Annotated in this window: 21 protein-coding genes; 16 read left to right on the top strand and 5 right to left on the bottom strand. The window is 71.9% G+C overall.

Going from position 1 to position 22,506, the window contains the following annotated elements; all coding sequences use genetic code 11:
* Positions 1 to 14: 14 nt before the first annotated feature.
* The 3 genes from qcrC to qcrB are packed head-to-tail and all read left to right on the top strand — an operon-like array spanning position 15 to position 3,663.
* On the top strand, positions 15 to 833 hold the full coding sequence (gene qcrC, locus CF165_RS42910) for a cytochrome bc1 complex diheme cytochrome c subunit (RefSeq protein ID WP_093953326.1): 819 nt from the start codon (positions 15 to 17) through the stop codon (positions 831 to 833).
* Positions 830 to 1,984, top strand: coding sequence for a cytochrome bc1 complex Rieske iron-sulfur subunit (gene qcrA, locus CF165_RS42905; protein WP_093953325.1), 1,155 nt, complete (start codon positions 830 to 832; stop codon positions 1,982 to 1,984). Before qcrC ends, qcrA begins: the two co-directional genes overlap by 4 nt.
* Positions 1,981 to 3,663: a cytochrome bc1 complex cytochrome b subunit gene (gene qcrB, locus CF165_RS42900; protein WP_093953324.1), complete on the top strand. Its 1,683-nt coding sequence runs from the start codon at positions 1,981 to 1,983 to the stop codon at positions 3,661 to 3,663. The genes qcrA and qcrB overlap by 4 nt, the downstream gene beginning before the upstream one ends.
* Before the next feature lie 48 nt (positions 3,664 to 3,711).
* Here the strand turns inward: qcrB and CF165_RS42895 are convergent, their stop codons facing one another.
* From CF165_RS42895 to CF165_RS42880, 4 genes are all read right to left on the bottom strand, one after another.
* The gene (locus CF165_RS42895) at positions 3,712 to 3,900 is read right to left on the bottom strand and encodes a YdeI/OmpD-associated family protein (RefSeq protein WP_093953323.1); all 189 of its coding nucleotides are present in this window, start codon (positions 3,898 to 3,900) and stop codon (positions 3,712 to 3,714) included.
* Positions 3,897 to 4,178 (bottom strand): Lrp/AsnC family transcriptional regulator, encoded by a 282-nt coding sequence (locus CF165_RS42890; protein ID WP_093953322.1) that lies wholly within the window; start codon positions 4,176 to 4,178, stop codon positions 3,897 to 3,899. The genes CF165_RS42895 and CF165_RS42890 overlap by 4 nt, the downstream gene beginning before the upstream one ends.
* Before the next feature lie 51 nt (positions 4,179 to 4,229).
* Positions 4,230 to 4,508: an SCP2 sterol-binding domain-containing protein gene (locus tag CF165_RS42885; RefSeq protein WP_338023667.1), complete on the bottom strand. Its 279-nt coding sequence runs from the start codon at positions 4,506 to 4,508 to the stop codon at positions 4,230 to 4,232.
* Positions 4,509 to 4,778: 270 nt separating this feature from the next.
* Positions 4,779 to 6,482, bottom strand: a complete 1,704-nt coding sequence (locus CF165_RS42880; RefSeq protein ID WP_093953321.1) for a DEDD exonuclease domain-containing protein — start codon at positions 6,480 to 6,482, stop codon at positions 4,779 to 4,781.
* 142 nt (positions 6,483 to 6,624) lie between these two features.
* On the opposite strand from CF165_RS42880, the gene CF165_RS42875 reads away from it, so the two are divergent.
* The 4 genes from CF165_RS42875 (at position 6,625) to CF165_RS42860 (ending at position 11,109) form a co-directional block, all read left to right on the top strand.
* Positions 6,625 to 8,022, top strand: coding sequence for an NYN domain-containing protein (locus CF165_RS42875; protein ID WP_093953320.1), 1,398 nt, complete (start codon positions 6,625 to 6,627; stop codon positions 8,020 to 8,022).
* Between the two features lie 69 nt (positions 8,023 to 8,091).
* On the top strand, positions 8,092 to 8,349 hold the full coding sequence (locus CF165_RS42870; RefSeq protein ID WP_093953319.1) for a hypothetical protein: 258 nt from the start codon (positions 8,092 to 8,094) through the stop codon (positions 8,347 to 8,349).
* A gap of 452 nt (positions 8,350 to 8,801) precedes the next feature.
* Positions 8,802 to 9,857 carry a C40 family peptidase gene (locus tag CF165_RS42865; protein WP_240522067.1) on the top strand — a complete coding sequence of 352 codons (1,056 nt, stop codon included), beginning with the start codon at positions 8,802 to 8,804 and terminating at the stop codon, positions 9,855 to 9,857.
* A gap of 94 nt (positions 9,858 to 9,951) precedes the next feature.
* Positions 9,952 to 11,109: a glycosyltransferase family 4 protein gene (locus CF165_RS42860; RefSeq protein WP_205661152.1), complete on the top strand. Its 1,158-nt coding sequence runs from the start codon at positions 9,952 to 9,954 to the stop codon at positions 11,107 to 11,109.
* Between the two features lie 4 nt (positions 11,110 to 11,113).
* Here CF165_RS42860 and CF165_RS42855 read toward each other — a convergent pair whose 3' ends face one another.
* Positions 11,114 to 11,731, bottom strand: a complete 618-nt coding sequence (locus CF165_RS42855) for a nucleoside/nucleotide kinase family protein (protein WP_093953316.1) — start codon at positions 11,729 to 11,731, stop codon at positions 11,114 to 11,116.
* Positions 11,732 to 11,795: 64 nt separating this feature from the next.
* Between CF165_RS42855 and CF165_RS42850 the strand changes: the two genes are divergently transcribed.
* From CF165_RS42850 to CF165_RS42810, 9 genes are all read left to right on the top strand, one after another.
* Positions 11,796 to 12,215 (top strand): SRPBCC family protein, encoded by a 420-nt coding sequence (locus CF165_RS42850; protein ID WP_205661151.1) that lies wholly within the window; start codon positions 11,796 to 11,798, stop codon positions 12,213 to 12,215.
* Positions 12,216 to 12,229: 14 nt separating this feature from the next.
* On the top strand, positions 12,230 to 13,444 hold the full coding sequence (locus tag CF165_RS42845; RefSeq protein WP_093953314.1) for a cytochrome P450 family protein: 1,215 nt from the start codon (positions 12,230 to 12,232) through the stop codon (positions 13,442 to 13,444).
* Between the two features lie 17 nt (positions 13,445 to 13,461).
* Positions 13,462 to 14,742 carry an adenosylmethionine--8-amino-7-oxononanoate transaminase gene (locus tag CF165_RS42840; RefSeq protein WP_093953313.1) on the top strand — a complete coding sequence of 427 codons (1,281 nt, stop codon included), beginning with the start codon at positions 13,462 to 13,464 and terminating at the stop codon, positions 14,740 to 14,742.
* Between the two features lie 208 nt (positions 14,743 to 14,950).
* A complete protein-coding gene (locus CF165_RS42835; RefSeq protein ID WP_093953312.1) occupies positions 14,951 to 17,197 on the top strand; it encodes a bifunctional SulP family inorganic anion transporter/carbonic anhydrase in 2,247 nt (748 codons plus the stop codon).
* Positions 17,198 to 17,388: 191 nt separating this feature from the next.
* On the top strand, positions 17,389 to 19,584 hold the full coding sequence (locus CF165_RS42830; protein ID WP_093953311.1) for a SulP family inorganic anion transporter: 2,196 nt from the start codon (positions 17,389 to 17,391) through the stop codon (positions 19,582 to 19,584).
* Between the two features lie 84 nt (positions 19,585 to 19,668).
* Positions 19,669 to 20,388 carry a dethiobiotin synthase gene (gene bioD, locus CF165_RS42825; RefSeq protein ID WP_205661155.1) on the top strand — a complete coding sequence of 240 codons (720 nt, stop codon included), beginning with the start codon at positions 19,669 to 19,671 and terminating at the stop codon, positions 20,386 to 20,388.
* Between the two features lie 165 nt (positions 20,389 to 20,553).
* Positions 20,554 to 21,543, top strand: a complete 990-nt coding sequence (bioB, locus tag CF165_RS42820; RefSeq protein WP_167441739.1) for a biotin synthase BioB — start codon at positions 20,554 to 20,556, stop codon at positions 21,541 to 21,543.
* Positions 21,530 to 21,745 carry a biotin synthase auxiliary protein BsaP gene (gene bsaP, locus CF165_RS53105; protein ID WP_093953308.1) on the top strand — a complete coding sequence of 72 codons (216 nt, stop codon included), beginning with the start codon at positions 21,530 to 21,532 and terminating at the stop codon, positions 21,743 to 21,745. Before bioB ends, bsaP begins: the two co-directional genes overlap by 14 nt.
* 53 nt (positions 21,746 to 21,798) lie before the next feature.
* The gene (locus CF165_RS42810) at positions 21,799 to 22,440 is read left to right on the top strand and encodes a class I SAM-dependent methyltransferase (protein WP_093953307.1); all 642 of its coding nucleotides are present in this window, start codon (positions 21,799 to 21,801) and stop codon (positions 22,438 to 22,440) included.
* The last annotated feature ends 66 nt before the right edge of the window (positions 22,441 to 22,506 follow it).

Raw genomic sequence — 22,506 nt, 5'->3', positions numbered from 1 at the left:
AGGGTTGCCGCAAGATGACCACCAGCACCAAGTCCTCGGAGCGCCGCTACCGCGCGCGGTCGAAGCTGCGGAGGCGGTTCGCCGGCCTGCTCGCGCTCGGTATCGCGCTGGTGGGCGCCGGCGCCCTGTACGCCGTGTTCGCCCCGGAGCCGCAGACCGCGCAGGCCCAGGGCACGCCGGCGCAGCTGCGTCTCGGCGAGCAGGTCTACAACAACACCTGCATCGCCTGCCACGGCGCGAACCTCGAGGGCGTGAAGGACCGCGGGCCGAGCCTGATCGGCATCGGCGACGCCGCGGTGTACTTCCAGACTTCTTCGGGCCGGATGCCCGCCGCGCGCCAGGAGGCGCAGATCGAGCGGAAGCCGCCGAAGCTGACCGAGGCCGAGATCGACGCGGTCGGCGCCTACATCCAGGCGCACGGCGGCGGCGTCCAGCGCCCCGCCGAGAAGGGCGAGGCCCTGCGCGGGTCCGACCCGGCCCGCGGTGGCGAGCTGTTCCGCCTCAACTGCGCGTCGTGCCACAACTTCACCGGCCGCGGCGGTGCCCTGTCGGCGGGCAAGTACGCGCCGAACCTGGACCCGGCCAGCGAAGAGCAGATCTACACGGCCATGCTCACCGGCCCGCAGAACATGCCGAAGTTCTCCGACCGGCAGCTGTCGCCGGAGGAGAAGAAGGACATCGTCGCCTACGTGAAGTCGGTGTCGGACGGCAACAATGACCCGGGTGGTAACGGCCTCGGCGGGGTCGGCCCCGCTTCGGAGGGCGTCATCGCCTTTATCGTCGGGATCGCCGCGCTGATCGGCGTGACGTTGTGGATTGGATCGAAGGCATGAGTGCCGAGGGGCCGAAGCCGCCGTCGGAGGCGGAGCTGGCTGAGATGGACCGTGACCAGCTGGTGAAGCTGGGCGGTGCGCTCGACGGCGTCGAGATCGTCGAGTACCCGACTCCGTGGCCCGTGGAGGGCACCCGCGCGGAGAAGCGGGCCGAGCGCCTGGTCGCGTTCTGGTTCGGCCTGTCCGCGCTGGCCGGGATCGGGTTCGTCGTTTCGCTGATCTGGTGGCCGTGGCAGTACGAGGCGCCGGACAACGAGAGCGGCCACTTCTGGTACAGCCTCTACACCCCGATGCTCGGCATCACGCTCGGCCTGGCCATCCTCGGCCTGGGCATCGGCGTGATCCTGTACACGAAGAAGTTCGTGCCCGCCGAGGTCGCCGTGCAGCAGCGGAGCGACAACCAGGGCGAGGGGTCGGCCGAGGTCGACCGCGCGACGATCCTCGCGCACCTGGCCGACGCCGGGTCCCGCAGCACCATCGCCCGCCGCTCGCTGATCAAGCGTTCGGCGATCGCCGGCGCCGGTGCGCTCGGCCTCGCGGCCGCCGCGCTGCCGGTCGCGTCGTTCATCAAGAACCCGTGGAAGAACAGCGAGTCCCGCGACTCGCTGTGGCACACCGGCTGGAAGCCCAACTACCCGGGCGAGAAGGTCTACCTGCGCACCGTCTCGGGCTCGATCGAGGAGGACGTCAAGGAGGTCCGCCGCGTCAAGGCCGAGGACCTCGACGCCGGCGCGATGGTCACGGTCTTCCCGTACCGCGACACCGAGGCGCACGACGAAAAGAAGCTGGCCGCGGCGCTGACCCGCGTCGACAACCCGGTCATGCTGATCCGCCTGCGCTCGACCGACGCCGCCAAGGTGGTCAAGCGGGCCGGCCAGGAGGACTTCAACTTCGGCGACTACTACGCGTACACGAAGATCTGCAGCCACGTCGGCTGCCCGACCTCCCTGTACGAGCAGCGGACCAACCGCATCCTGTGCCCGTGCCACCAGTCGCAGTTCGACGCCCTCCACTACGCCAAGCCGATTTTCGGCCCGGCGACGCGGCCGCTGGCCCAGCTACCGATCACGGTGGACGACGAGGGATACTTGATCGCGCGAGGCGACTTCATCGAGGCCATCGGTCCGGCCTTTTGGGAGCGTAAGTCATGAGTTCACTCACCACGCCGACCAAGGGGTCGAGCCCGGTCGAGAAGGCGCTGGGCGACGCCGCGAACAACGCCGACCAGCGGTACCACCTGGCCAAGGGCCTGCGGCACCAGATGAACAAGGTGTTCCCGACCCACTGGTCGTTCCTGCTGGGCGAGATCGCGCTCTACAGCTTCATCATCCTGCTGCTCACCGGTGTGTACCTGACGCTGTTCTTCGACCCCTCCATGCAGGAGGTCGTCTACCACGGCAGCTTCAAGAACATGCAGGGCCTGGAGATGTCCCAGGCGTTCCGCACGACGCTGGACATCTCGTTCGACGTCCGCGGCGGCCTGTTCATGCGGCAGCTGCACCACTGGGCCGCGCTGATCTTCGTCGCGTCCATGGCCGTGCACATGCTGCGCATCTTCTTCACCGGCGCGTTCCGGCGGCCGCGTGAGGCGAACTGGGTGATCGGCGGCCTGCTGCTGATCCTGGGCTGCTTCGAGGGCTTCTTCGGCTACTCGCTGCCGGACGACCTGCTGTCGGGCACCGGTATCCGCGCGACGCTGTCGGGCATCGTGCTTTCGGTGCCGGTGGCCGGCACCTGGATCCACTGGGCGCTGTTCGGCGGGGAGTTCCCCGGCGACCAGATCATCCCGCGCCTGTACACGCTGCACATCCTGCTGCTGCCGGGCATCATGCTCGCCCTGGTCGGTGCACACCTGGCGCTGGTCTGGTACCAGAAGCACACGCAGTTCCCCGGCGTGCGCCGCAAGGAGACCAACGTCGTCGGCGTCCGGATCATGCCGTACTTCGCGCTCAAGGGCGGGGCGTTCTTCACGCTGGTCACCGGCGTGCTGGCGCTGATGTCGGGCCTGTTCCAGATCAACCCGGTGTGGAACTTCGGCCCGTACAACCCGGCGCAGGTGTCGGCGGGCTCGCAGCCCGACTGGTACATGGCCTGGGCCGACGGCATGCTCCGGATCTGGCCGGCGTGGGAGGTCTACCTCGGGAACTACACGATCCCGGCGGTGTTCTTCCCCGGCGCGGTCGGCATGCCGCTCCTGATCGGCCTGCTGCTGGCCTACCCGTTCATCGAGCGGAAGCTGTCCAAGGACACCGCGCACCACAACCTGCTCCAGCGGCCCCGGGACGCCCCGGTCCGCACGGCGCTGGGCGCGATGGCGCTGGGCTTCTTCATGGTCATCGAGCTGTCCGGCTTCAACGACATCATCGCCGACAGCTTCGACATCTCGCTGAACGCGACGACGTGGGCGGGCCGCATCGGCGTGCTGATCGTGCCGCCGATCGCGTACTACCTCACCTACCGCCTCTGCCTGGGCCTGCAGCGGGCCGACCGCGAGGTGCTGGAGCACGGCGTCGAGACGGGCATCATCAAGCGGCTGCCGCACGGTGAGTTCATCGAGATCCACCAGCCGCTCGCCGGTGTCGACAGCCACGGCCACGCGATCCCGCTCGAGTACCAGGGCGCGTCCGTGCCGAAGAAGATGAACAAGCTGGGCTCGGCCGGTCAGGCCGTGCCGGGCACGTTCTGGTCGCCGGACCCCGCCGAGGAGACCGCCGCGCTGGAGCGGGCCCACGGCAACGGGCACGGGAACGGCCACTCGGTCACCCAGGGCGAGCCTGGCGAGTTCGAGAGCATCGAGACGGCCGAGGCCGCCAAGCGCTCCGAACACTGAGCCGCAACGTCGAAGGCCCACCTCGCACGAGGTGGGCCTTCGACGTTTCTAGGGTTTGCCGCCGCGAAGCCGGGTGACGGTCTTCTGGGCTCGTGAGACGCGCGTTTCCGGCTTCTTGGCCTCCGCGACCCACTGGACGTATTCGCGCCGGTGCGACGGCGGCAGGGCCTCGAACGCGGCTGCCGCGTCCGGGGCCGCCGCCAGCGCGGCCGTCAGTTCCCCGGGGAGCTCGGTCAATCCTCGACGCCGATCGCGAAGGCCGACTCGGTGTCGGCGCGGGAGTACGACCGGAACGCGATGTGCGTGACGGTGTCCAGCACGCCCGGCACCTTGCCGATCCGGCCGGGGATCAGGTCGGCCAGCTCTTCGTGCGCGGACACCTTCACGGTGGCGATGAGGTCGACGTCCCCGGCGCACGAGTAGACCTCGCCGACACCCTCGATGTCGGCGATCGCCTGCGCCGCGTCCGGGATCGCCTCCGCCTCTACCTGGATCAGCACGATCGCGGTGATCACCTGGGTCCTCCAAGACTCGTCTTCGGGTGTCGCCCGCGATCCTAGTGAGCCCTACGCCGCGGTGTGTGCCAGCCAGTGCTGGGCGAGGGCGTGGTCGCCGGTGATCGTGACGCGGTCCGCGGGCAGGCGCCGGGTCAGCACGAGCAGGAGGTCTTCCACGGGACCGGCCAGCGTCACGTCCGCGGTTCCGGCGGCCCGCGACCACCGCACGCCGCCGGGGGTGCGGGTGACCAGCCAGCCCGGGCCGTCGTCCGGGGCCAGCCGGAGGGTCTGGCCGGTGCCGCGCAGTTCGGCGAGCCGGGCTTGAGGCTCCCCGCCCCCCGTACCCAGCTGGTCGCCTCGCGTACCCGGATGGTCGCCTCGCGTACCTGGAAGGTCGGCTCGCGTACCCGGACGGTCGGCTCGCGAACCGACTCTTCGGGTACGCGAGCCGACCCTTGAGGCACGCGAGCCGACCCTTGAGGCACGCGAGCCGACCCTTGAGGCACGCGAGCCGACTCTTCAGGCACGCGAGCCGACTATTCAGGTACGCCAGCCGACTCTTCCGGTACGCCAGCCGACCCTTGCGGAGCGGTGGACGGGGTGTTCGCGCGGGGCGGCTCAGCCGACGTGTTCCAGTGAGTGGGCGTCCGCGACGAGGCTCAGCCAGCCCTGCCAGCCCGCCACCGCCGCCGGTTCGGCCCAGGGGCGGGTCGTGCGGACCAGGCGGACTCCCGGGCGGGCCAGCCAGCGCAGCAGCACCCCGACCTCCTCCGGCGGCGCGCCGTGCAGGGGGCCCGGCTCCGGCAGGACCGTCTCCGCCGACGCCACGAGCGTCTCCACCACCGGCATCGGCGGCACCCCGCGCCGCGCGACGCCCGCCGAGGCCAGCCTGCCGTAGCGGATCACCGCCAGCTCCCAGCCGCCCGCGCCGTCGGGGCCCGCCGCGATCAGCTCGCCGATCGACGCCAGTGACGCCTGCCGGTGGGCCCAGCCCAGCGCGCGGATCAGGCCCGCCAGCTCGTCGCGGTGCCGGGCCGCCTGTTCGTAGTGCCGGCCCGCCGCCAGCCGCTCCACGTGTGCGGCGGCGGTGTGCAGGGGACGGCCGTCCAGGCCCGCGATCAGCCCCGACACCGACTCGACGGCCGGGCTGTACGCCTCCACGCTCTGCCGCCCGGCGCACGGCGCCCCGCAGCGTCCCAGCTCCGCCAGCACGCACGGGGTCCCGTTCGCCGAACGCGGCGAGATCCGCTGCGTGCACGTCCGCAGGCCCGACGCCCCGGCCAGGGTGTCCGCCGTCGTCCGCGCGTCCGCCTGGTTGCGGAACGGGCCGAGGACGCCCGGCCGCGGCAGCCGGACCACCGACAACCGCGGGAACGCCTCGTCCGTCAGCCCGATCCACCAGCCCTGGTGCCGGTTCTTCGACCGCCGGTTGTAGGCGGGCCGGTGCGCCGCGATCAGCCGCAGCTCCCGCACCTCGGCTTCCAGCGCGTGCGCGCACACCACGTGGTCGACGCGCTCGGCCAGCGCGACCATCTCGCGGATCCGGCTCCGCCCCTCCGAACCCGTGAAGTACGTCCGCACCCGCCGGCGCAGGTCTTTCGCCGTGCCGACGTACAGCACCTCGTCCTTCGGCCCCTTGAACAGGTAGACGCCGGGAGCCGACGGCAGGTCCGCCGCCAGGTGCCGCTTCGCCCGCTGGGCGACGGTCACCTCCGGCAGGTACCCCATCAGCTCTTCGAGCGAGTGCACGCCCAGGTTCCCGACCCGCTCCAGCAGGCCGTGCAGCACGTCGACCGTCGCGCGCGCGTCGTCCAGCGCCCGGTGCTTCGGCCGGGTCTTCGCGCCGAACAGCAACGCCAGCGCCGTCAGGTTGTACCGGCCCACCTCGTCCCGCGGGACGACCCGCCGCGCCAGCCGGACCGTGCAGACCACGGTCAGCTTCGGCCACACGTACCCGTGGCCCTCGCACGCCGCCCGCATGTGCGACGTGTCGAACCCCGAGTTGTGCGCCACCAGCACCGCGCCCCCGACGAACTCCAGGAACGCCGGCAGCACCTCCTCGATCGGCGGCGCGTCGTAGACCATCGCCTGCGTGATGCCCGTCAGCGACACGATCTGCGGCGGGATCACCGTGCCCGGGTTGACCAGCGTCGCGAACTCGCCGAGGACTTCGCCCCCGCGGACCTTCACCGCGCCGATCTCCGTGATCGCCGCCGGTCCGGGGGGCGCTCCGGTCGTCTCGAGGTCGAAGACGACGAAAGTGGTGTCCCGCAACGGAGTTCCGAGCTCGTCGAACGCGAGCTGTGCCTGGACCGAACGCATGAGCGAGACCCTAGAGGCTCGCACCGACAGTTTTGCCCGGCCGGTGCCGCCGGCACGGGTGCCGGTGGCCGGATCCGCTGGTCGGGGTGTGGTCCGTGTGGCGCGCGGGGCGGGATGCGGGGGTGGGGCCTACCCTGGACCAATGCACCCGCAGCCGCTCGTGCCGGAGCCGCCCGGGGACCCCGTCGGTCCCTCGGGTGTCGCGTCGCGCCCCGAGCAGGCCGAGGATGCCGCCGACCAGGCCGGACGGCCCGAACCCGCCACCTGGCCGACCCTGCCCGAACCGGTCCGCGACCGCATCGCCGAGCTCGCCGCGGCCGCCGTCGCCAAGCTGCCCGGCACCGACGTCCCCCGCCAGCTGCGGCCCGTCGCCAAGTTCGCCCCCGCCAAGCGCGCGAAGCTCGGCGGTGCCGCCCTGCTGGCCGCCCTCGGCGAGTCCTCCCAGTTCCGCACGGCCGTCATCGAATGGCTCCGCGAACACCGCACCGACGTCCTCGACCCCAACGCCGCCGACTCCGTGGCCGCGGCGGCCGCGGCCGTCCTGCTCGGGGAGTCCGGGGCCGCCGGGCGCGTCCGGCTGGTGGCCAAGAACGCCGAGGAAAACGCCCTCCGCGCCGAACGCGATGCCGCGCTCGCCCGCGCCCAGCGGCTCGAAGCCGAACTCACGCAGGTCCGCGCCGAACTCGCCGAGGCGAAGCATGCGGCCGAGAACGCCCGCGGCGAGCGTGAGGGCGAAGTCGAGAAGCTCCTGAAGCGCCTTCGCGAGCAAGGTGTCCAGCTCCGCCAGGCCCGTGACGCGGTCGAAGCGGCCTCCGCCGAGGCCGAACGCGGCTCGGCGGCCCGCGCCGACGAGATCGCCGCCCTCACCGCCCAGCTCGAACGGGAGCGCCAGCGCGTCACCAGCGAGCGCGCCCGCGCCGAGCGCGCCGTCGCCGACGCCGAGATCGCCCGCCAGTCCGCCCGCGAGGCCCGGCAGGCCGACGAGGTGCGGCTCGCCCTGCTCATCGACACCATCGACGGCGCCGTCACCGGCCTCCGCCGTGAACTGGCCCTCGGCGCGCGCGGTGCCCGCCCCGCGGACATGGTCCGCGGCGCCAGCTCCGGCACCGGCCAGGGCGGCAAGATCGCCGACGTGTCCACCCTGGACCGCTATCTGGCGCTGCCCAACGTGCACCTGATCGTCGACGGCTACAACGTCACCAAGACCGGCTATCCCGAACTGGCCCTCGCCGACCAGCGCGACCGGCTGGTCCACCAGCTGTCCGCGCTGGCCGCGCGCACGTCCGCCGAGGTCACCGTCGTCTTCGACGGCGCCGGCGTGCTGTCCGTCCCGGCTTCGTCGCCGCGCGGGGTGCGGGTGCTGTTCTCCGACCGCGGGGTCCTCGCCGACGACGTGATCCGCAACCTCGTCGCCGCCGAGCCGGCGGGGCGGCCCATGGTCGTCGCGACGTCCGACCGCGCGGTCGCGGACTCGGTGCGGGGCGGCGGGGCCCACCCGACGCCGTCCGCGGTGCTGGTCAGCCGCCTTTCGCGGGTCTGATCCCGCAAAACTGTCGGTGGTGGCGCCTACCGTCCTCCTCAAGTCAGTTTCCGGCGTGAGGAGGACCACGTGAGCGACACCCCCGACCTGTCCGCGGTGGACGTCTCGCACATCGCGGTTTCGGACATCGAGAACCTGGTGGTCGATTGCGACCGCTGCGTGGTGCGCGGCATTTCGTGCCACGACTGCGTGGTGAGCGTGCTGCTCGGCGCGCCACCGGCGGTGGTGTGGGACGCCGACGAGCGCCGCGCCGTCGACGCGCTGGCCGAAGCGGGAATGGTGCCGCGGCTCCGCATGGTCGAAGAACCGGTCCGCCGCACCGCCTAAATCGTCCCCTTTCGTGACGGCGCGCCGAATGGTCGATCGGATCAGGTGAACGGTCAGTAGTCGAAACGGCCTCGGAGAAACCCCAGCGTGTAATGCCTCTCACAGTCTTCTCCCTCCCTGGTCCGATGGTGTTCAGCGGTGTCACGCAGAGTTTTTGGCCGGGAGGTGGTGGACGCGGTGGCGGTCTTTTCGTAACCTGTCCGAGATCTCGTGGCCCCCGGCCGCCGATGAGGCGGCGACGCGAGATCGCCGCCGGCTACAGCTTTGTCGGGAAGCTGGGAACCGGAACCACCACTGCGTGCTCGTAATGTTGCAGCTTTACCTGTTGCAGCTCCGCTCGTCCCAAAGCGGAATGGGTCACGCGGTGGGGGACAGCGGCGAAGAGGACTCCCCGGCCTCTTCGTGCCCCGGTCCCCGACGGCGGCCGAGACGCAAAGGAGACCCGCGCGACCGTGCAGTCGCATCCAGTCAGGCGCGTGGTGTCAGGTGCCCTCGCAGCGGCTTCGGTGATCACCCTCGTCACCCTGGCCCAGCCGATGGCCACCGCCGCCCCCATCCCCGTCCTCCAGGCCCCACCCACCGGCTCCGACGCCCTCGCCAAGTACCGCGACCTCGCGGCGCAGGCCGAGAAGCTCAACGAAGACCTGCTTTCGGCTCAGGACGACCTGAACAAGAAGCAGGGCGAGCTCGACAAGGCCACCAACGACGTCAACGCGGCGAAGGACCAGGCCGCGAAGGCCGCCGAGAGCGAGAAGAAGTACCAGGTCGAGGTCGACAAGTTCGCTGGTGCCTCGTTCACCAGCGGCGTCCAGCTCAACAAGCTGTCGGCCCTGCTGGCCGGGACGTCCACCCAGGACTTCCTGGACCGCTCCTCGGCGCTCGAGGTCATCGCGACCGGCAAGAACGCCGCGATGGGCAACCTCACCGGCGCCTTCCAGCAGGCCAATGATGCCACCAACAAGGCCGCCGACGCCGCGAAGCGCGCGCAGGACGCCCGTGACGCGGCCGCCAAGCTGACCGAGGACATCAAGGCCAAGCAGAAGTCCCTCAACGACCAGATCGACCAGCTCGAGGCGGCCAACAAGAACCTGAGCGCCTCGGACAAGGCCGCTCAGCGCGACCGCGGCGCGACACCGCCCGCCAACATCAAGGCCCCCACCGCGGCGGCCCAGACGGCGCTGAACATGGCGCTGAGCAAGCTCGGTGCCGCGTACAAGTACGGTGCCGCCGGGCCGACGGTGTTCGACTGCTCGGGCCTGATGCTGTGGGCCTACGGCCAGGCCGGGATCACCCTGCCGCGGACCAGCCGCGAGCAGTCCACGTTCGGCGCCGCGGTGCCGCGCGACCAGCTGCAGCCGGGCGACCTCGTGTTCTACTACTCGCCCGTGTCGCACGTCGGCATGTACATCGGCAACGGTCAGATGGTCCACGCGCCCGACACCGGTGACGTCGTGAAGATCTCGCCGCTGCAGAGCCAGTACGCGGGAGCGCGCCGCCCGACGGCGTAAGTCCTCGAGCGGCAATGCAGCACTCCGGAGGGGGCGGTACCGCACACGCGGTGCCGCCCCTTCGCTGTCGGTGCCGGCCGCTAGCCTCTGGGGCGTGCTCAAGACCCTGCTCGTGACCAACGACTTCCCGCCCCGGCCCGGGGGGATCCAGAACTACCTGAACTCCCTCGCCACCCGGCTGCCGGCGGACGACCTGGTCGTCTACGCGCCGTCGTGGGAGTCGCGGACGGGGTCGCACGAGGAGTTCGACGCCGAGGCGCCGTTCGAAGTGGTCCGGCACCCGACATCGCTGATGCTGCCGACACCTGACGTGCTTCGCCGGGCGAAGCAGATCATGCGCGCGCGAGACTGCGAAGCCGTCTGGTTCGGCGCCGCCGCCCCGCTCGCGCTGCTGGGGCATCCGCTGCGCCGGGCCGGGGCCCGGCGCGTCGTGGCGTCGACGCACGGCCACGAGGTCGGCTGGTCGATGCTCCCCGGTTCGCGGCAGGCGCTGCGGCGCATCGGCGACACCGTGGACGTCGTCACCTACGTCAGCCGGTACACCCGCGGCCGGTTCGCCGCCGCGTTCGGCCCGATGGCCGGGCTGGAGCTGCTGCCGTCCGGGGTGGACACCGAGGTGTTCCGGCCGGACCCGGCCGCCCGCGCGGAGATCCGCGCCCGGCACGGCCTCGGCGACCGGCCGACGATCGTGTGCGTGTCCCGGCTGGTCCCGCGCAAGGGACAGGACCAGCTGATCCGCGCGCTGCCGAAGATCCGCGAGCGCGTGCCGGACGCGGCGCTGCTGCTCGTCGGCGGCGGTCCCTACCGGAAGAAGCTCACCGAAATGGTCTCCGGACTGGGGCTGGAGCGCGACGTCGTGCTCACCGGGTCGGTGCCGTGGGCGGAGCTGCCGGCGCACTACGCGGTGGGCGACGTCTTCGCGATGCCGGCCCGTACCCGCGGCAAGGGCCTCGACGTGGAGGGGCTCGGCATCGTCTACCTGGAGGCCTCGGCGACCGGCCTGCCGGTGGTGGCGGGCAACTCCGGCGGGGCTCCCGAAGCGGTGCTCGACGAGGTCACCGGGCACGTCGTCGAGGGCCGGGACACCGGCCAGCTCGCCGAGACACTCGTCAGCCTGCTGGCCGACCCGGTGCGCGCGCGGCGGATGGGCGAGGCCGGGCGGGCCTGGGTGACCGCGAACTGGCGCTGGGACGTCATGGCACGGCGGCTGTCCGGCCTGCTGGACGGCGACCCGGTGGCCGCGGTCCGCTGAGCCGTCACGGCGTGTAGAGCGCCGGGTGCCGCGGATCGTCGACGCGCACGACGACGTCGGCGAGCGAGCCCGGATCGACCTCTTCCTCGTAGCGCTCGTAGGCCGGGACGGCCCAGGCGTCCGGCACGCGGCGGCGCAGCGCGGCGGGGGAGAGCCACAGGTGCACGGCCAGGTCGAACGCCAGGCCCGCGCCGAGCAGCAGTTCGCCGTCGAGCAGCATGACCCCGCCTTCGGGGACCGGCACCCGCTCGGCGCGGGTCGCGCGGTCGCGTTCGGCGTCCCACAGCGACGGCAGGACTTCGCCGGACCCCTTCAGCGGATCCAGGACTTCGCGGCGGAGCGCGCCGAGGTCGAGCCAATCGGTGTAGCGGGCGTCGGGGTTGGTGCGGCCGTGTTCGAACCGCAGTGACGCGGGGCGCAGGAAATCGCGCGCGGAGACGCGCAGGGTCGCGCGGCCACGCAACCGCAGCGGGTCGACGAGGGCGTCGGCGAGTTCCGTGGTTTCCGTCGCCCCTGCCGCGCCGTCGACGGCGACCGCGATCCGCCGCGGCCCGGCGAGCGCGTCGATGCGGTCGGCCAGTTCTTCGGCCAGGATGGCGGGGGAAATCGGGCGGTAGCGCACGGGTTCCCATCCTCCACCCGGACCGGTGGGCGATTTTGTCCTACCCCGGTGGGAAGATGGGGGCATGAGTTCTTCAGTGGGGAAGACGGCCGATGTGGGGTGGAACATCGGTGTTTCGCGGACTTTGCCGTACCCCGCCGCGACGGTCTGGGACTTCCTGGTCAGCCGCGAGGGTGTCGCGGTCTGGCTCGGGCCCGGGGTCGAGCTGCCGCGCGAGGCGGGCGCGGAGTACGAAACGGTGAACGGCACGGTCGGCGAGATCCGCAGCTTCGTCGAGGGCGACCGGGTCCGGCTCACGTGGCGGCCGAGCGACTGGGACCACGATTCCACCGTGCAGGTGCGGCTGAGCGGCTCGGGCGCCAAGACAACCTTGCGGTTCCACCAGGAATGGCTCGCGGACGCGGAAGAACGCGAGGAACAACGGGCATACTGGCAGGACGTGACCGAACGCGTGGTGGCGGCACTCGCCGAACGCGGACGCTGAGAAACTGGGGCGACATGACGACCGACGAAATCGTCGAGGTGGCGGAGGACTACACGCAGGACGCGCACCTGTTCGCGGAGCTGCTGCGGGCAGGCGGTCCCGTCCGCCGGGTGCGGCTGCCACCGCGCGGGCTGCAGTGCTACCTCGTCACCGGGTTCGCGGAGGCGCGGGCGCTGCTGGCCGATCCGCGGCTGCAGAAGAACAGCCAGGGCATCCGCGAGCTGTTCGAGGCGAAGCTGCCGCCCGACGCTCCGCAGAACAGCGTGGGCCAGGACCTGAACTGGCACATGCTCAACTCCGACCCGCCGGACCACACGAGGCTGCGGAAGCTCGTGAACAAGGCGTTCACCTCCCGGACGGTGGCCCGGCTGCGGCCGCGGGTCGAGGAGATCACCGCGGAGCTGCTCGACGCGCTGGCCGGGCAGGAGCGGGCCGACCTGGTGCCGTCGTTCGCCGCGCCGCTGCCGATCACGGTGATCTGCGAGCTGCTCGGCGTGCGTGAGGAGGACCGCACGGAGTTCTCCGACTGGTCCAAGACGCTGCTGAACGCGGCGGTGCGGCCGGAGGACGCGCAGAACGCGGCGCAGAGCATGTTCGCCTACCTGACCGGCCTGATCGCGCAGAAACGCGCCGAGCCGGCCGAGGACCTGTTGTCGGACCTCGTGCACGCGAGCGACGACGGCGACTCGCTGTCCGAGCCCGAACTGGTGTCGATGGCGTTCCTGCTGCTGGTCGCCGGCCACGAGACCACGGTCAACCTGATCGCCAACGGCGTGCTGGCGCTGCTGCGCGAGCCGGAGCAGCTGGCCCGGTTGCGCGCGGAGCCGGAGCTGATGCCCGGCGCGGTCGAGGAGTTCCTCCGCTTCGACGGCCCGATCCACCTGGCCACGCTGCGGTTCACCGCTGAGCCGGTGGAGGCGGGCGGGGTGACGATCCCGGCGGGCGAGTTCGTGCTCGTCTCGCTGCTGGGCGCGAACCGGGACGCGGAGCGCTTCCCGGAGCCGGACCGGCTGGACATCACCCGCGCGGCGGGCGGCCACCTGGCGTTCGGGCACGGCATCCACTACTGCGTCGGGGCGCCTTTGGCCCGGCTGGAGGCCGAGATCGCCCTCGGCAGCCTGCTGGCGCGGTTCCCGGACCTGGCGCTGGACGCGAAGCCGGACGAGCTGGTGTACCGGCAGAGTTCGCTGGTCCACGGCCTGGAGGCGCTTCCAGTCCGGCTGCGGTGACCTCGTAAGGTCGGCGGATGGACTCCGCCGGCCTGCTCGCCCTCGACGCCCAGCACGTGTGGCACCCCTACGCGCCGATGCCGGCGAAGGTGCCCTCGCTGCTGGTCACCGAGGCGAGCGGGGTGCGGCTGAAGCTCGCCGACGGCCGTGAGCTCGTGGACGGGATGTCGTCGTGGTGGTCGGCCATCCACGGCTACCGGCACCCGGTGCTCGACGCCGCGCTCGCCGAGCAGGCCGGGCGGGTGAGCCACGTCATGTTCGGCGGCCTGACGCACGAACCGGCGATCACCCTCGCCAAGACACTGGCCGACCTGACCCCGGACGGCCTGGAGCACGTCTTCCTCTGCGACTCGGGGTCGGTGTCGGTCGAGGTCGCCGCGAAGATGTGCTTGCAGTACCAGCGTTCGCGCGGGCTGGGGGAGAAACGGAAGCTGCTCACCTGGCGCGGTGGCTACCACGGCGACACGTTCACGCCGATGAGCGTCTGCGACCCCGAGGGCGGCATGCACGCGCTGTGGCGCGGTGTCCTGCCCGAACAGGTCTTCGTGCCCGCGCCGCCGTCCGGCTTCGGCACCCCGCCGGATCAGTCCTATCTGGACACTCTGGCGGACGCGATCGGCGCCCACGCCGGGGAACTGGCCGCGGTGATCGTGGAACCGGTCGTGCAGGGCGCCGGCGGCATGCGCTTCCACCACCCCGCCTACCTGCGCGCGCTGCGGGAACTCACCGAGGCGCACGACGTGCTGCTGATCTTCGACGAGATCGCGACCGGCTTCGGCCGCACCGGCGCGTTGTTCGCCGCGGAGCACGCGGGCGTGACGCCGGACGTGCTGTGCGTCGGCAAGGCGCTGACCGGCGGCTACCTGAGCATGGCGGCGGCGCTGTGCACGCCGGAGGTGGCCGACGGCATTTCGCGCGGCGAGCTCCCGGTGCTCGCGCACGGCCCGACGTTCATGGGCAACCCCCTGGCCTCGGCCGTCGCGAACGCTTCGCTCGGCCTGCTCGCCGACGGCGGCTGGCGGCAGGACGTCGCGCGGCTCGAGAAGGGTTTGCTGGACGGCTTGGCCCCGGCGCGGGACCTGGCCGCGGTCGTCGACGTCCGGGTCCTCGGCGGGATCGGGGTGCTGCAGCTCGACCACCCGGTGGACATGGCGGTGGCGACCGACGTCGTGACCGAGAACGGCGTGTGGCTGCGGCCGTTCCGCGACCTCGTGTACGCGATGCCGCCGTACGTCGCGACGGACGCGGACCTCGCCGTGATCACCCGGGCGATGCTCGCCGTCGCCGCGAAGGCCTGAATTCAGCACATCGGGTGTGACCGCGGGCACAGCGAGACCCGAAGGTCTCTCATCGTCGCGCTGGGTGGCGGACCAAGATCCACACCACGCGAACGGCGGAGGCGGAAAGTGTGAAAAGTCCGGTTCTCGTCATCGATCCCGTACCCGGACAAACACGAGAAATCCTTGCGTAGCGGACTTTTCGCGTGGTTTCGGCGATCCTGCCCCCATGATCGAGATCGTTCGTGGAGAGCACGACACCGGACCCCCGAAGAACGCCCAGCACCTGGAGAACCTCAAGCACGATGTCCTCGCTTCGATAGTCGTCTTCCTCGTCGCCGTCCCCCTGTCCCTCGGCGTGGCCTTCGCCGCCGGGGCGCCGCTGCTCTCCGGCCTGATCTCCGCCGTCGTCGGCGGGCTGGTCGCGAGCGTCTTCGGCGGGTCGCCGCTGCAGGTCAGCGGCCCGTCCGCCGCCCTCACCGTGGTGCTGGCCGACACGATCGCCACCCACGGCTGGCCCGTCACCTGCGCGATCACCGTCGCCGCGGGCCTGCTCCAGATCCTCTTCGGCCTCACCCGGGCCGCCCGCGCCGCGCTCGCCGTGTCGCCGGCCATCGTGCACGGCCTGCTCGCCGGCATCGGCGTCACGCTCGTGCTCGGCCAGCTGCACGTCGTGCTCGGTGGCTCGGCACAGGGCTCCGCGCTCGCCAACGTCCTCGCGCTGCCGGGACAGGTCGCCGCGCACCACGACCAGGCCGTGCTGGTCGGCGTGGTCACCCTCGGGGTGCTCCTGGCCTGGCCGCGCCTCCCGGAAGCCGTCCGCCGCGTGCCCGCGCCACTGGCCGCCGTCGCGCTGGGCACCGGCCTGTCCGTCGCGACGGGCATGACGCTGCCGCGCGTCGACCTCCCGGCCGGGCTGCCCGCGCTGCACGTCGTCCCGCGGCTGCCGGACGGCGGCTGGGGCGGGTTCGCGCTGGCCGCGCTCACCATCGCGCTCATCGCCGGCCTGGAGAGCCTGCTGTCCGCGGTCTCGGTGGACAAGCTCCGCGGCGGCCCGCGCACCGACCTCGACCGCGAGCTGATCGGGCAGGGCGCGGCGAACGTCGCCGCCGGCGCGCTCGGCGGGTTCCCCGTCACCGGCGTCATCGTGCGCAGCATGACCAACTACGAGGCGGGGGCGCGCACGCGGACGTCGGCGATCCTGCACTGCGCCTGGATCCTCGCCGCCTGCCTGCTGCTCACCGGCATGCTGCGGCTGATCCCGCTGGCCGCGCTCGCCGCGCTGCTGGTGTACGTCGGGACGAAACTGGTCAACGTCAGCGGGCTGAAGGAGGTCCGGCGCCACGGCGACCTCCCGGTGTACGCCGTCACGCTGGCGGGTGCGGTGGCGGTGAACCTGCTCACCGGTGTCGCGGCGGGGGTCCTGCTGGCCCTCGCGATGATGCTGCGGCGGATGATCTTCTCCGGGATCCACGTCGAAAGGGAAAGCACGGGGAAGGACGGCGATCGTCACCGCGTCGTCATCGAAGGCGCGCTGACGTTCCTGTCCGTGCCCCGGCTGACCCGGGTGCTCGCCGAGGTGCCGCCGCACGCCGAGGTCATCCTGGAACTGCTCGTCGACTACCTCGACCACGCCGCGTTCGACTGCCTGCGTGGCTGGCAGCAGGCGCACGCCGGGCCGGTCACGGTCGACGAGATCGGGCACCCGTGGTTCGAACGCGGCCGGTCGGGCGAGCCGACCGTGCGCCGCAGCGTCGCCGCGCGCGTCGTCCCGCGGTGGCTGGCGCCGTGGTCGGAGTGGCAGGCCGAGCACGTTGTGCTGCCCGCCCAGCGCACGGCCAGCTCGCTGCTGTGCCGCGGCGCGTCGGAGTTCCAGCGCCGCACGGCGCCGCTGCTGCGCGACACGTGGAGCGGCCTGGCGCACGGCCAGCGGCCGCACACGTTGTTCATCACCTGCGGGGACGCGCGGATCGTGCCGAACCTGATCACCACCAGCGGGCCGGGCGACCTGTTCACCGTGCGGAACATCGGCAACCTCGTGCCACCGCCGGACGGCACCGACTCGTCGGTCGGCGCGGCGATCGAGTACGCCGTCGGGGTGCTGGGCGTCGCGGAGATCGTGGTGTGCGGGCATTCCGGCTGCGGGGCGATGAAGGCGCTGCTCGGCCAGGCGCCGGAAGGGCTCGACCAGCTCGGCAGCTGGCTGCGGCACGGCGAAGCCGCCGTCCGGCGCCGTCGCCGCGAGGCGCCGCTGCTGCTCGGCGGCGAGCGGCCGGCCGCCGAGGCCGACCAGCTTGCCCTGCAGAACGTGGTGCAGCAGCTGGAAAGCCTGCGCGGCTACCCGGTGGTCGCCGCCGCCCTGGAGCGGGGCGCGCTGCGGCTCACCGGGATGTACTTCGACGTCGGCGCCGCGCAAGTGTCCCTTTTGGATGGTGCCGCGCGCGGGTTTGTCCCCGCGGGCGCGCTGGAGCACTGACCGCGGTGTCTTGAACGACTCGTTCATGTCGTCGGACGTCATGAACGAGTCGTTCATGACGTTCGACGCGCGGACGGCCTGTGAACGGCGCGTTAACGGGCTGTCCGATTTGTGACATACAGGCTAAATGTGGCGAGTTATTCACTCGATCGGGTGGTGCATAGCGGACATTTCACACGATCTCCGGTTGCATGGTGATCATGAGACCCCTCGCCGTGCTCCGACACGACCTGCCGGCCTCACTGGTCGTCTTCCTCGTAGCTGTCCCCCTGTCCCTCGGCATCGCCCTCGCTTCGGGCGCCCCGGTCGCCGCCGGGCTCGTCGCCGCCGTCGTCGGCGGCGTCGTCGCCGGCGCGCTCGGCGGCTCCGCGCTCCAAGTGAGCGGGCCGGCCGCCGGTCTGACCGTGGTCATGGCCGAAACCATCCAAACCTTCGGCTGGGCCGTGACCTGCGCGATCACCGTCGCCGCCGGCGCGTGCCAGATCCTGCTGGGGCTGAGCCGCATCGCGCGGGCGGCGCTGGCCATCTCGCCGGCGATCGTCCACGGCATGCTGGCCGGCATCGGCGTCACGATCGTGCTCGGCCAGCTGCACGTCATCCTCGGCGGCAAGGCCCAGAGCTCCGCCGTGGAGAACGTCGCCGAGCTGCCCGCCCAGATCGTCGCCCACCACGACTCCGCCACCATCGTCGGCCTGATCACCATCGGGCTCCTGCTGCTCTGGCCGAAGCTGCCGGAAGCCGTGCGCAAGGTGCCGGGGCCGCTGGCCGCGATCGCGGTGGCCACGGTGGTGTCGGTCGTGTTCGGGATGACGCTCCCGCGCGTCGAACTGCCCGGTGACCTGCTGAACATCCACCTCGTCCCGCAGCTGCCGGACGGCTGGGGCGGGTTCGCCCTGGCCGTCGTCACGATCGCGCTGATCGCCAGCGTGGAGAGCCTGCTCTCGGCGGTCGCGGTCGACCGCATGCACACCGGGCCGCGCGCCAACCTCGACCGCGAACTGGTCGGCCAGGGCACGGCCAACATGATCTCCGGGGCGCTGGGCGGCCTGCCCGTGACCGGCGTCATCGTCCGCAGCTCCACCAACGTCACCGCCGGGGCCAAGTCCCGGGCGTCGGCGGTGCTGCACGGCGTCTGGGTGCTGCTGTTCGTCGTCCTGCTCGCCGGGCTGATCCAGAGCATCCCCCTGGCAGCGCTGGCCGGGCTGCTGGTGCACGTCGGCGCGAAGCTGGTCAACCCCGGGCACATGAAGACCGTCCTCGCCCACGGCGACCTGCCGGTGTACCTGCTCACCCTCGCCGGGGTCGTCGTGTTCGACCTGCTCACCGGCGTGCTCGCGGGGATCGGGCTGGCACTGGTGCTCATGCTGCGCCGCACGGTCTGGTCGGGCATTCACATCGAAAGGGAAAGCACAGGGCGCGAAGGCGACAATTGGCGCGTCGTCGTCGAAGGCGTCCTGACGTTCCTGTCGGTGCCCCGGCTGTCGAAGGTGCTCGGGAGTGTCCCGGGCGGCGTCACCGTGCGGCTCGAGCTGGTCGTCGACTACCTCGACCACGCCGCGTTCGAGAGCCTGCACACCTGGCAGCAGGCGCACGAGCGCGCCGGCGGCACGGTGGAGGTCGACGAGGTCGGCCACCCGTGGTTCGGCGAAGGCAAGGCCGGCCGCCCGACGCGGTCCCGGATCGCCGCGAGCCGGGCGGTGCCGCGCTGGCTCGCGCCGTGGTCGGAGTGGCAGGCGGCTGAAGAGGTCGACATCCCGGCCCAGCAGACCCGCCGCGGGGCCACGGAGTTCCACCGCCGGGCCGCGCCGCTGCTGCGCGACACGCTGTCCGGGCTCGCCGACGGCCAGCGGCCGCGCACGCTGTTCATCACCTGCGGCGACTCCCGGATCGTGCCGAACCTGATCACCACCAGCGGCCCCGGTGACCTGTTCACCATCCGCAACATCGGCAACCTGGTGCCGCCCCAGCAGGCGGACCCGTCGATGAACGCGTCCATCGAGTACGCCGTGGGCGTCCTCGGCGTCGAGGAGATCGTGGTGTGCGGCCACTCGAGCTGCGGCGCGATGGCGGCGCTGGCCGACGGCCCGCCGCCGGGGCCGCTGTCGGTCTGGCTCCGCCACGCGGAGCCGAGCGCCCACCGCCTCGGCTCGGCCACGCTGGACGGCGCCGTCCCCGACCGGGACGGCGACCGGCTCGCGCTGCACAACGTGCTCCAGCAGCTGGAGCACCTGCGCGAGTACCCGTCGGTGGCGGCGGCGGAGTCGGCCGGGAAGCTGCAGCTGACCGGCATGTACTTCCACGTCGGCGACGCCCAGGTGTACCTGTTCGACGCGGCGGAGCGGACGTTCCGCCCGGCCGGGGCGCCGGTGGCGGTGCCGGGCGCCTGACCGCCGGCACGCGGGCCGTGCTCGTCCGAGCACGGCCCGCGTGCGCGGCCGGGGCCGGAGTCACTAAGTTGATGGTCCGTGACCATGCTGGTGATGACGGGAACCGGGACCGGGGTCGGCAAAACGATCACCACGGCGGCGATCGCGGCGCTGGCGGTGGCCGGGGGGCAGCGGGTGGCCGTGCTGAAGCCGGCCCAGACCGGTGTGCGCCCCGACGAGCCCGGTGACCTCCAAGACGTCGTCCGCCTCGCCGGTGGCGACGTCACGACCCGCGAACTGCGTCGCTATCCGGATCCGCTGTCGCCCGAGGCCGCCGCCCGCCGCAGCGGCCTGCCGACGCTGGACCCCGGCGAGATCGCCCAGGCCGCGTCCGACCTCGACACCGCGCACGACCTCACCCTGATCGAGGGTGCGGGCGGGCTGCTGGTGCGCTTCGACCGCACCGGCGCCAGCCTCGCCGATGTCGCCTGGTCGCTCGGTTCGCTGGTGATCATCGTCGCCGAGCCCGGCCTCGGCACCCTCAACGCCACCGCGCTCACCGCCGAGGTCGCCACCAAGCGCGGGCTCACCATCGCCGGCGTGATCATCGGCGCCTGGCCGGCCGAGCCGGACCTCGCGGCGCTGTCCAACCTCGAAGACCTGCCGGTCGCGGCCGGGGCGCCGCTGCTCGGCGTGCTGCCCGCCGGGCTCGGCACGGCGTCGCGCGAGGAGTTCCTCACCGCCGCGCGAGCCGGGCTCTCGCCGTGGTTCGGCGGCGAATTCGACCCCGAGCTTTTCGCGGGATGCGCTTCCGCCGAGAAGTGACCTGCGTCGCTGTCGCCCCGTGGTGCCTTCGTGCACGATGAGGGACGCTTTCCGCACCACCAAGATCTAGGAGACGCCGTGACCGCAGTCCCGGACACCGATGTCAGTGACAGCCGGGGCTCCGCCCCGGGCCGGGGGCTCCGCCACCCGGAGCCCCCGAAAAGCCTGCTCGCCTTCGCACGCGAGCAGGTCCTCGAAAACGGCGTCGGCCTCGGCGAACAGCAGGTCCTCGACGTACTCCGGCTGCCCGACGAGCGGCTGCCGGACCTCCTCGCCCTGGCGCACGAGGTGCGGATGCGCTGGTGCGGGCCCGAGGTCGAGGTCGAGGGCATCATCAGCCTCAAGACCGGCGGCTGCCCGGAGGACTGCCACTTCTGCTCCCAGTCCGGCCGCTTCCCGACGCCGGTGCGTTCGGCGTGGCTCGACATCCCGAACCTGGTCAAGGCCGCCCGGCAGACCGCCGAGACCGGCGCGACGGAGTTCTGCATCGTCGCCGCCGTCCGCGGCCCGGACCAGCGGCTGCTCTCGCAGGTGCGCGAGGGCGTGCGCGCCATCCGCGAAGACGGCAACGACATCCAGATCGCCTGCTCGCTGGGCATGCTGACGCAGGAGCAGGTCGACGAGCTCGTCGACATGGGCGTCCACCGCTACAACCACAACCTCGAGACGGCGCGTTCGCACTTCCCGTCGGTCGTGACGACGCACACGTGGGAAGAGCGCTGGGACACCCTGCGCATGGTCGCCGACGCGGGCATGGAGGTCTGCTGCGGCGGCATCATCGGCATGGGGGAGACGGTCGAGCAGCGCGCGGAGTTCGCCGTGCAGCTGGCCGAGCTGAACCCGCACGAGGTGCCGATGAACTTCCTCATCCCGCAGCCGGGCACGCCGTACGAGCACTACGAGATCGTCGAGGGCAAGGACGCGCTGCGGACGGTGGCGGCGTTCCGGCTCGCGATGCCGCGCACCATGCTGCGCTTCGCCGGCGGCCGCGAGCTGACGCTCGGCGACCTCGGCGCGGAACAGGGCATGCTCGGCGGCATCAACGCGATCATCGTCGGCAACTACCTGACCAACCTCGGCCGGCCGGCTTCCGCGGACCTGGAGATGCTGGACGAGCTCAAGATGCCCATCAAGGCCCTCAGTGACAGCCTCTGACGCTCCGGTTTCCGCGTCCTACTGCGTCCATTGTGGACAGCCGTCCACCGGGGGTGCGGACCATCCGGCGTGTCACAACCCGAGGACGGCGCTGGAGCCGCCGCGGTACTGCACGTACTGCGCGCGGCGGCTGGTGGTCCAGGTGAGCCCGCTCGGCTGGACGGCTCGGTGCAGCCGTCACGGCGAGACGGCGAGCGGCTGACGCCGGCGCTGTGACGGCGCCGGCGGCCGACGGATTTGCCTACCATGTCGCCCATGTCCGAGACCTGGCTGTCCGATACCCGTTCCTCGTACGACGCCGACGCCTCCGGATACTTCGAGAAGGTGCGGGGGCTGCTCGGTGAGCGGCCTTACCTCCGCGCGAGCCTGGCGTTGTTCGCCGAGCTGGTGCACGGTGCCGGAGGCGGGCCGGTCGCCGATGTCGGTTGCGGGCCGGGCTACGTCACCGGCCACCTCCACGAACTCGGAGTGGACGCGTTCGGCATCGACATCTCGCCCGAGATGATCGCCATCGCGCGGCGCGAACACCCCGGCCTGCGCTTCGAGGTCGGGACGATGACCGACCTCGACCTGGCGGACGGCTCGGTCGCCGGCGTGCTCGCGTTCTGGTCCGTGATCCACGTGCCCGACCACGCCGTGCCCGGCGTGTTCGACGAGTTTCGCCGGGTCTTGCGTCCAGGGGGCCCGCTGCTGGTCGGCTTCCACGTCGGTGACGAGACACGGCACACGTCCGAGGGCTACACGGGTCGCCCGATCAACGTCGACAGCCACCACCGCAGCCCGGGCAAGGTCGCGGGCTGGCTTCGTGACGCGGGGTTCACGATCGAGGCCGAACTGGTCATCGGGCCGGACGAGGACGGTCCGGGAGCCGTCATCTTCGCGCGCAGCGACGCCTGACCGCACCAGATCGTTCACGTGCTCCCGGGTGTTCACCACACCCGGCGACGGCGACACGGCGAGCGG

Origin of the sequence: Amycolatopsis vastitatis (assembly GCF_002234595.1) — a bacterium.
In the GTDB taxonomy this organism is placed as follows: domain Bacteria; phylum Actinomycetota; class Actinomycetes; order Mycobacteriales; family Pseudonocardiaceae; genus Amycolatopsis; species Amycolatopsis vastitatis.
Note: the sequence above shows the minus strand (reverse complement) of the source record. Positions and strands in the feature narration are given on the sequence as shown.

Coding starts and splice junctions, on each gene's coding strand:
- qcrC (WP_093953326.1), top strand. CDS start 15: ATGACCACCAGCACCAAGTCCTCGGAGCGCCGCTACCGCGCGCGGTCG.
- qcrA (WP_093953325.1), top strand. CDS start 830: ATGAGTGCCGAGGGGCCGAAGCCGCCGTCGGAGGCGGAGCTGGCTGAG.
- qcrB (WP_093953324.1), top strand. CDS start 1,981: ATGAGTTCACTCACCACGCCGACCAAGGGGTCGAGCCCGGTCGAGAAG.
- CF165_RS42880 (WP_093953321.1), bottom strand. CDS start 6,482: ATGCGTTCGGTCCAGGCACAGCTCGCGTTCGACGAGCTCGGAACTCCG.
- CF165_RS42875 (WP_093953320.1), top strand. CDS start 6,625: ATGCACCCGCAGCCGCTCGTGCCGGAGCCGCCCGGGGACCCCGTCGGT.
- CF165_RS42850 (WP_205661151.1), top strand. CDS start 11,796: ATGAGTTCTTCAGTGGGGAAGACGGCCGATGTGGGGTGGAACATCGGT.
- CF165_RS42845 (WP_093953314.1), top strand. CDS start 12,230: ATGACGACCGACGAAATCGTCGAGGTGGCGGAGGACTACACGCAGGAC.
- CF165_RS42840 (WP_093953313.1), top strand. CDS start 13,462: ATGGACTCCGCCGGCCTGCTCGCCCTCGACGCCCAGCACGTGTGGCAC.
- CF165_RS42835 (WP_093953312.1), top strand. CDS start 14,951: ATGATCGAGATCGTTCGTGGAGAGCACGACACCGGACCCCCGAAGAAC.
- CF165_RS42830 (WP_093953311.1), top strand. CDS start 17,389: ATGGTGATCATGAGACCCCTCGCCGTGCTCCGACACGACCTGCCGGCC.
- bioD (WP_205661155.1), top strand. CDS start 19,669: ATGCTGGTGATGACGGGAACCGGGACCGGGGTCGGCAAAACGATCACC.
- CF165_RS42810 (WP_093953307.1), top strand. CDS start 21,799: ATGTCCGAGACCTGGCTGTCCGATACCCGTTCCTCGTACGACGCCGAC.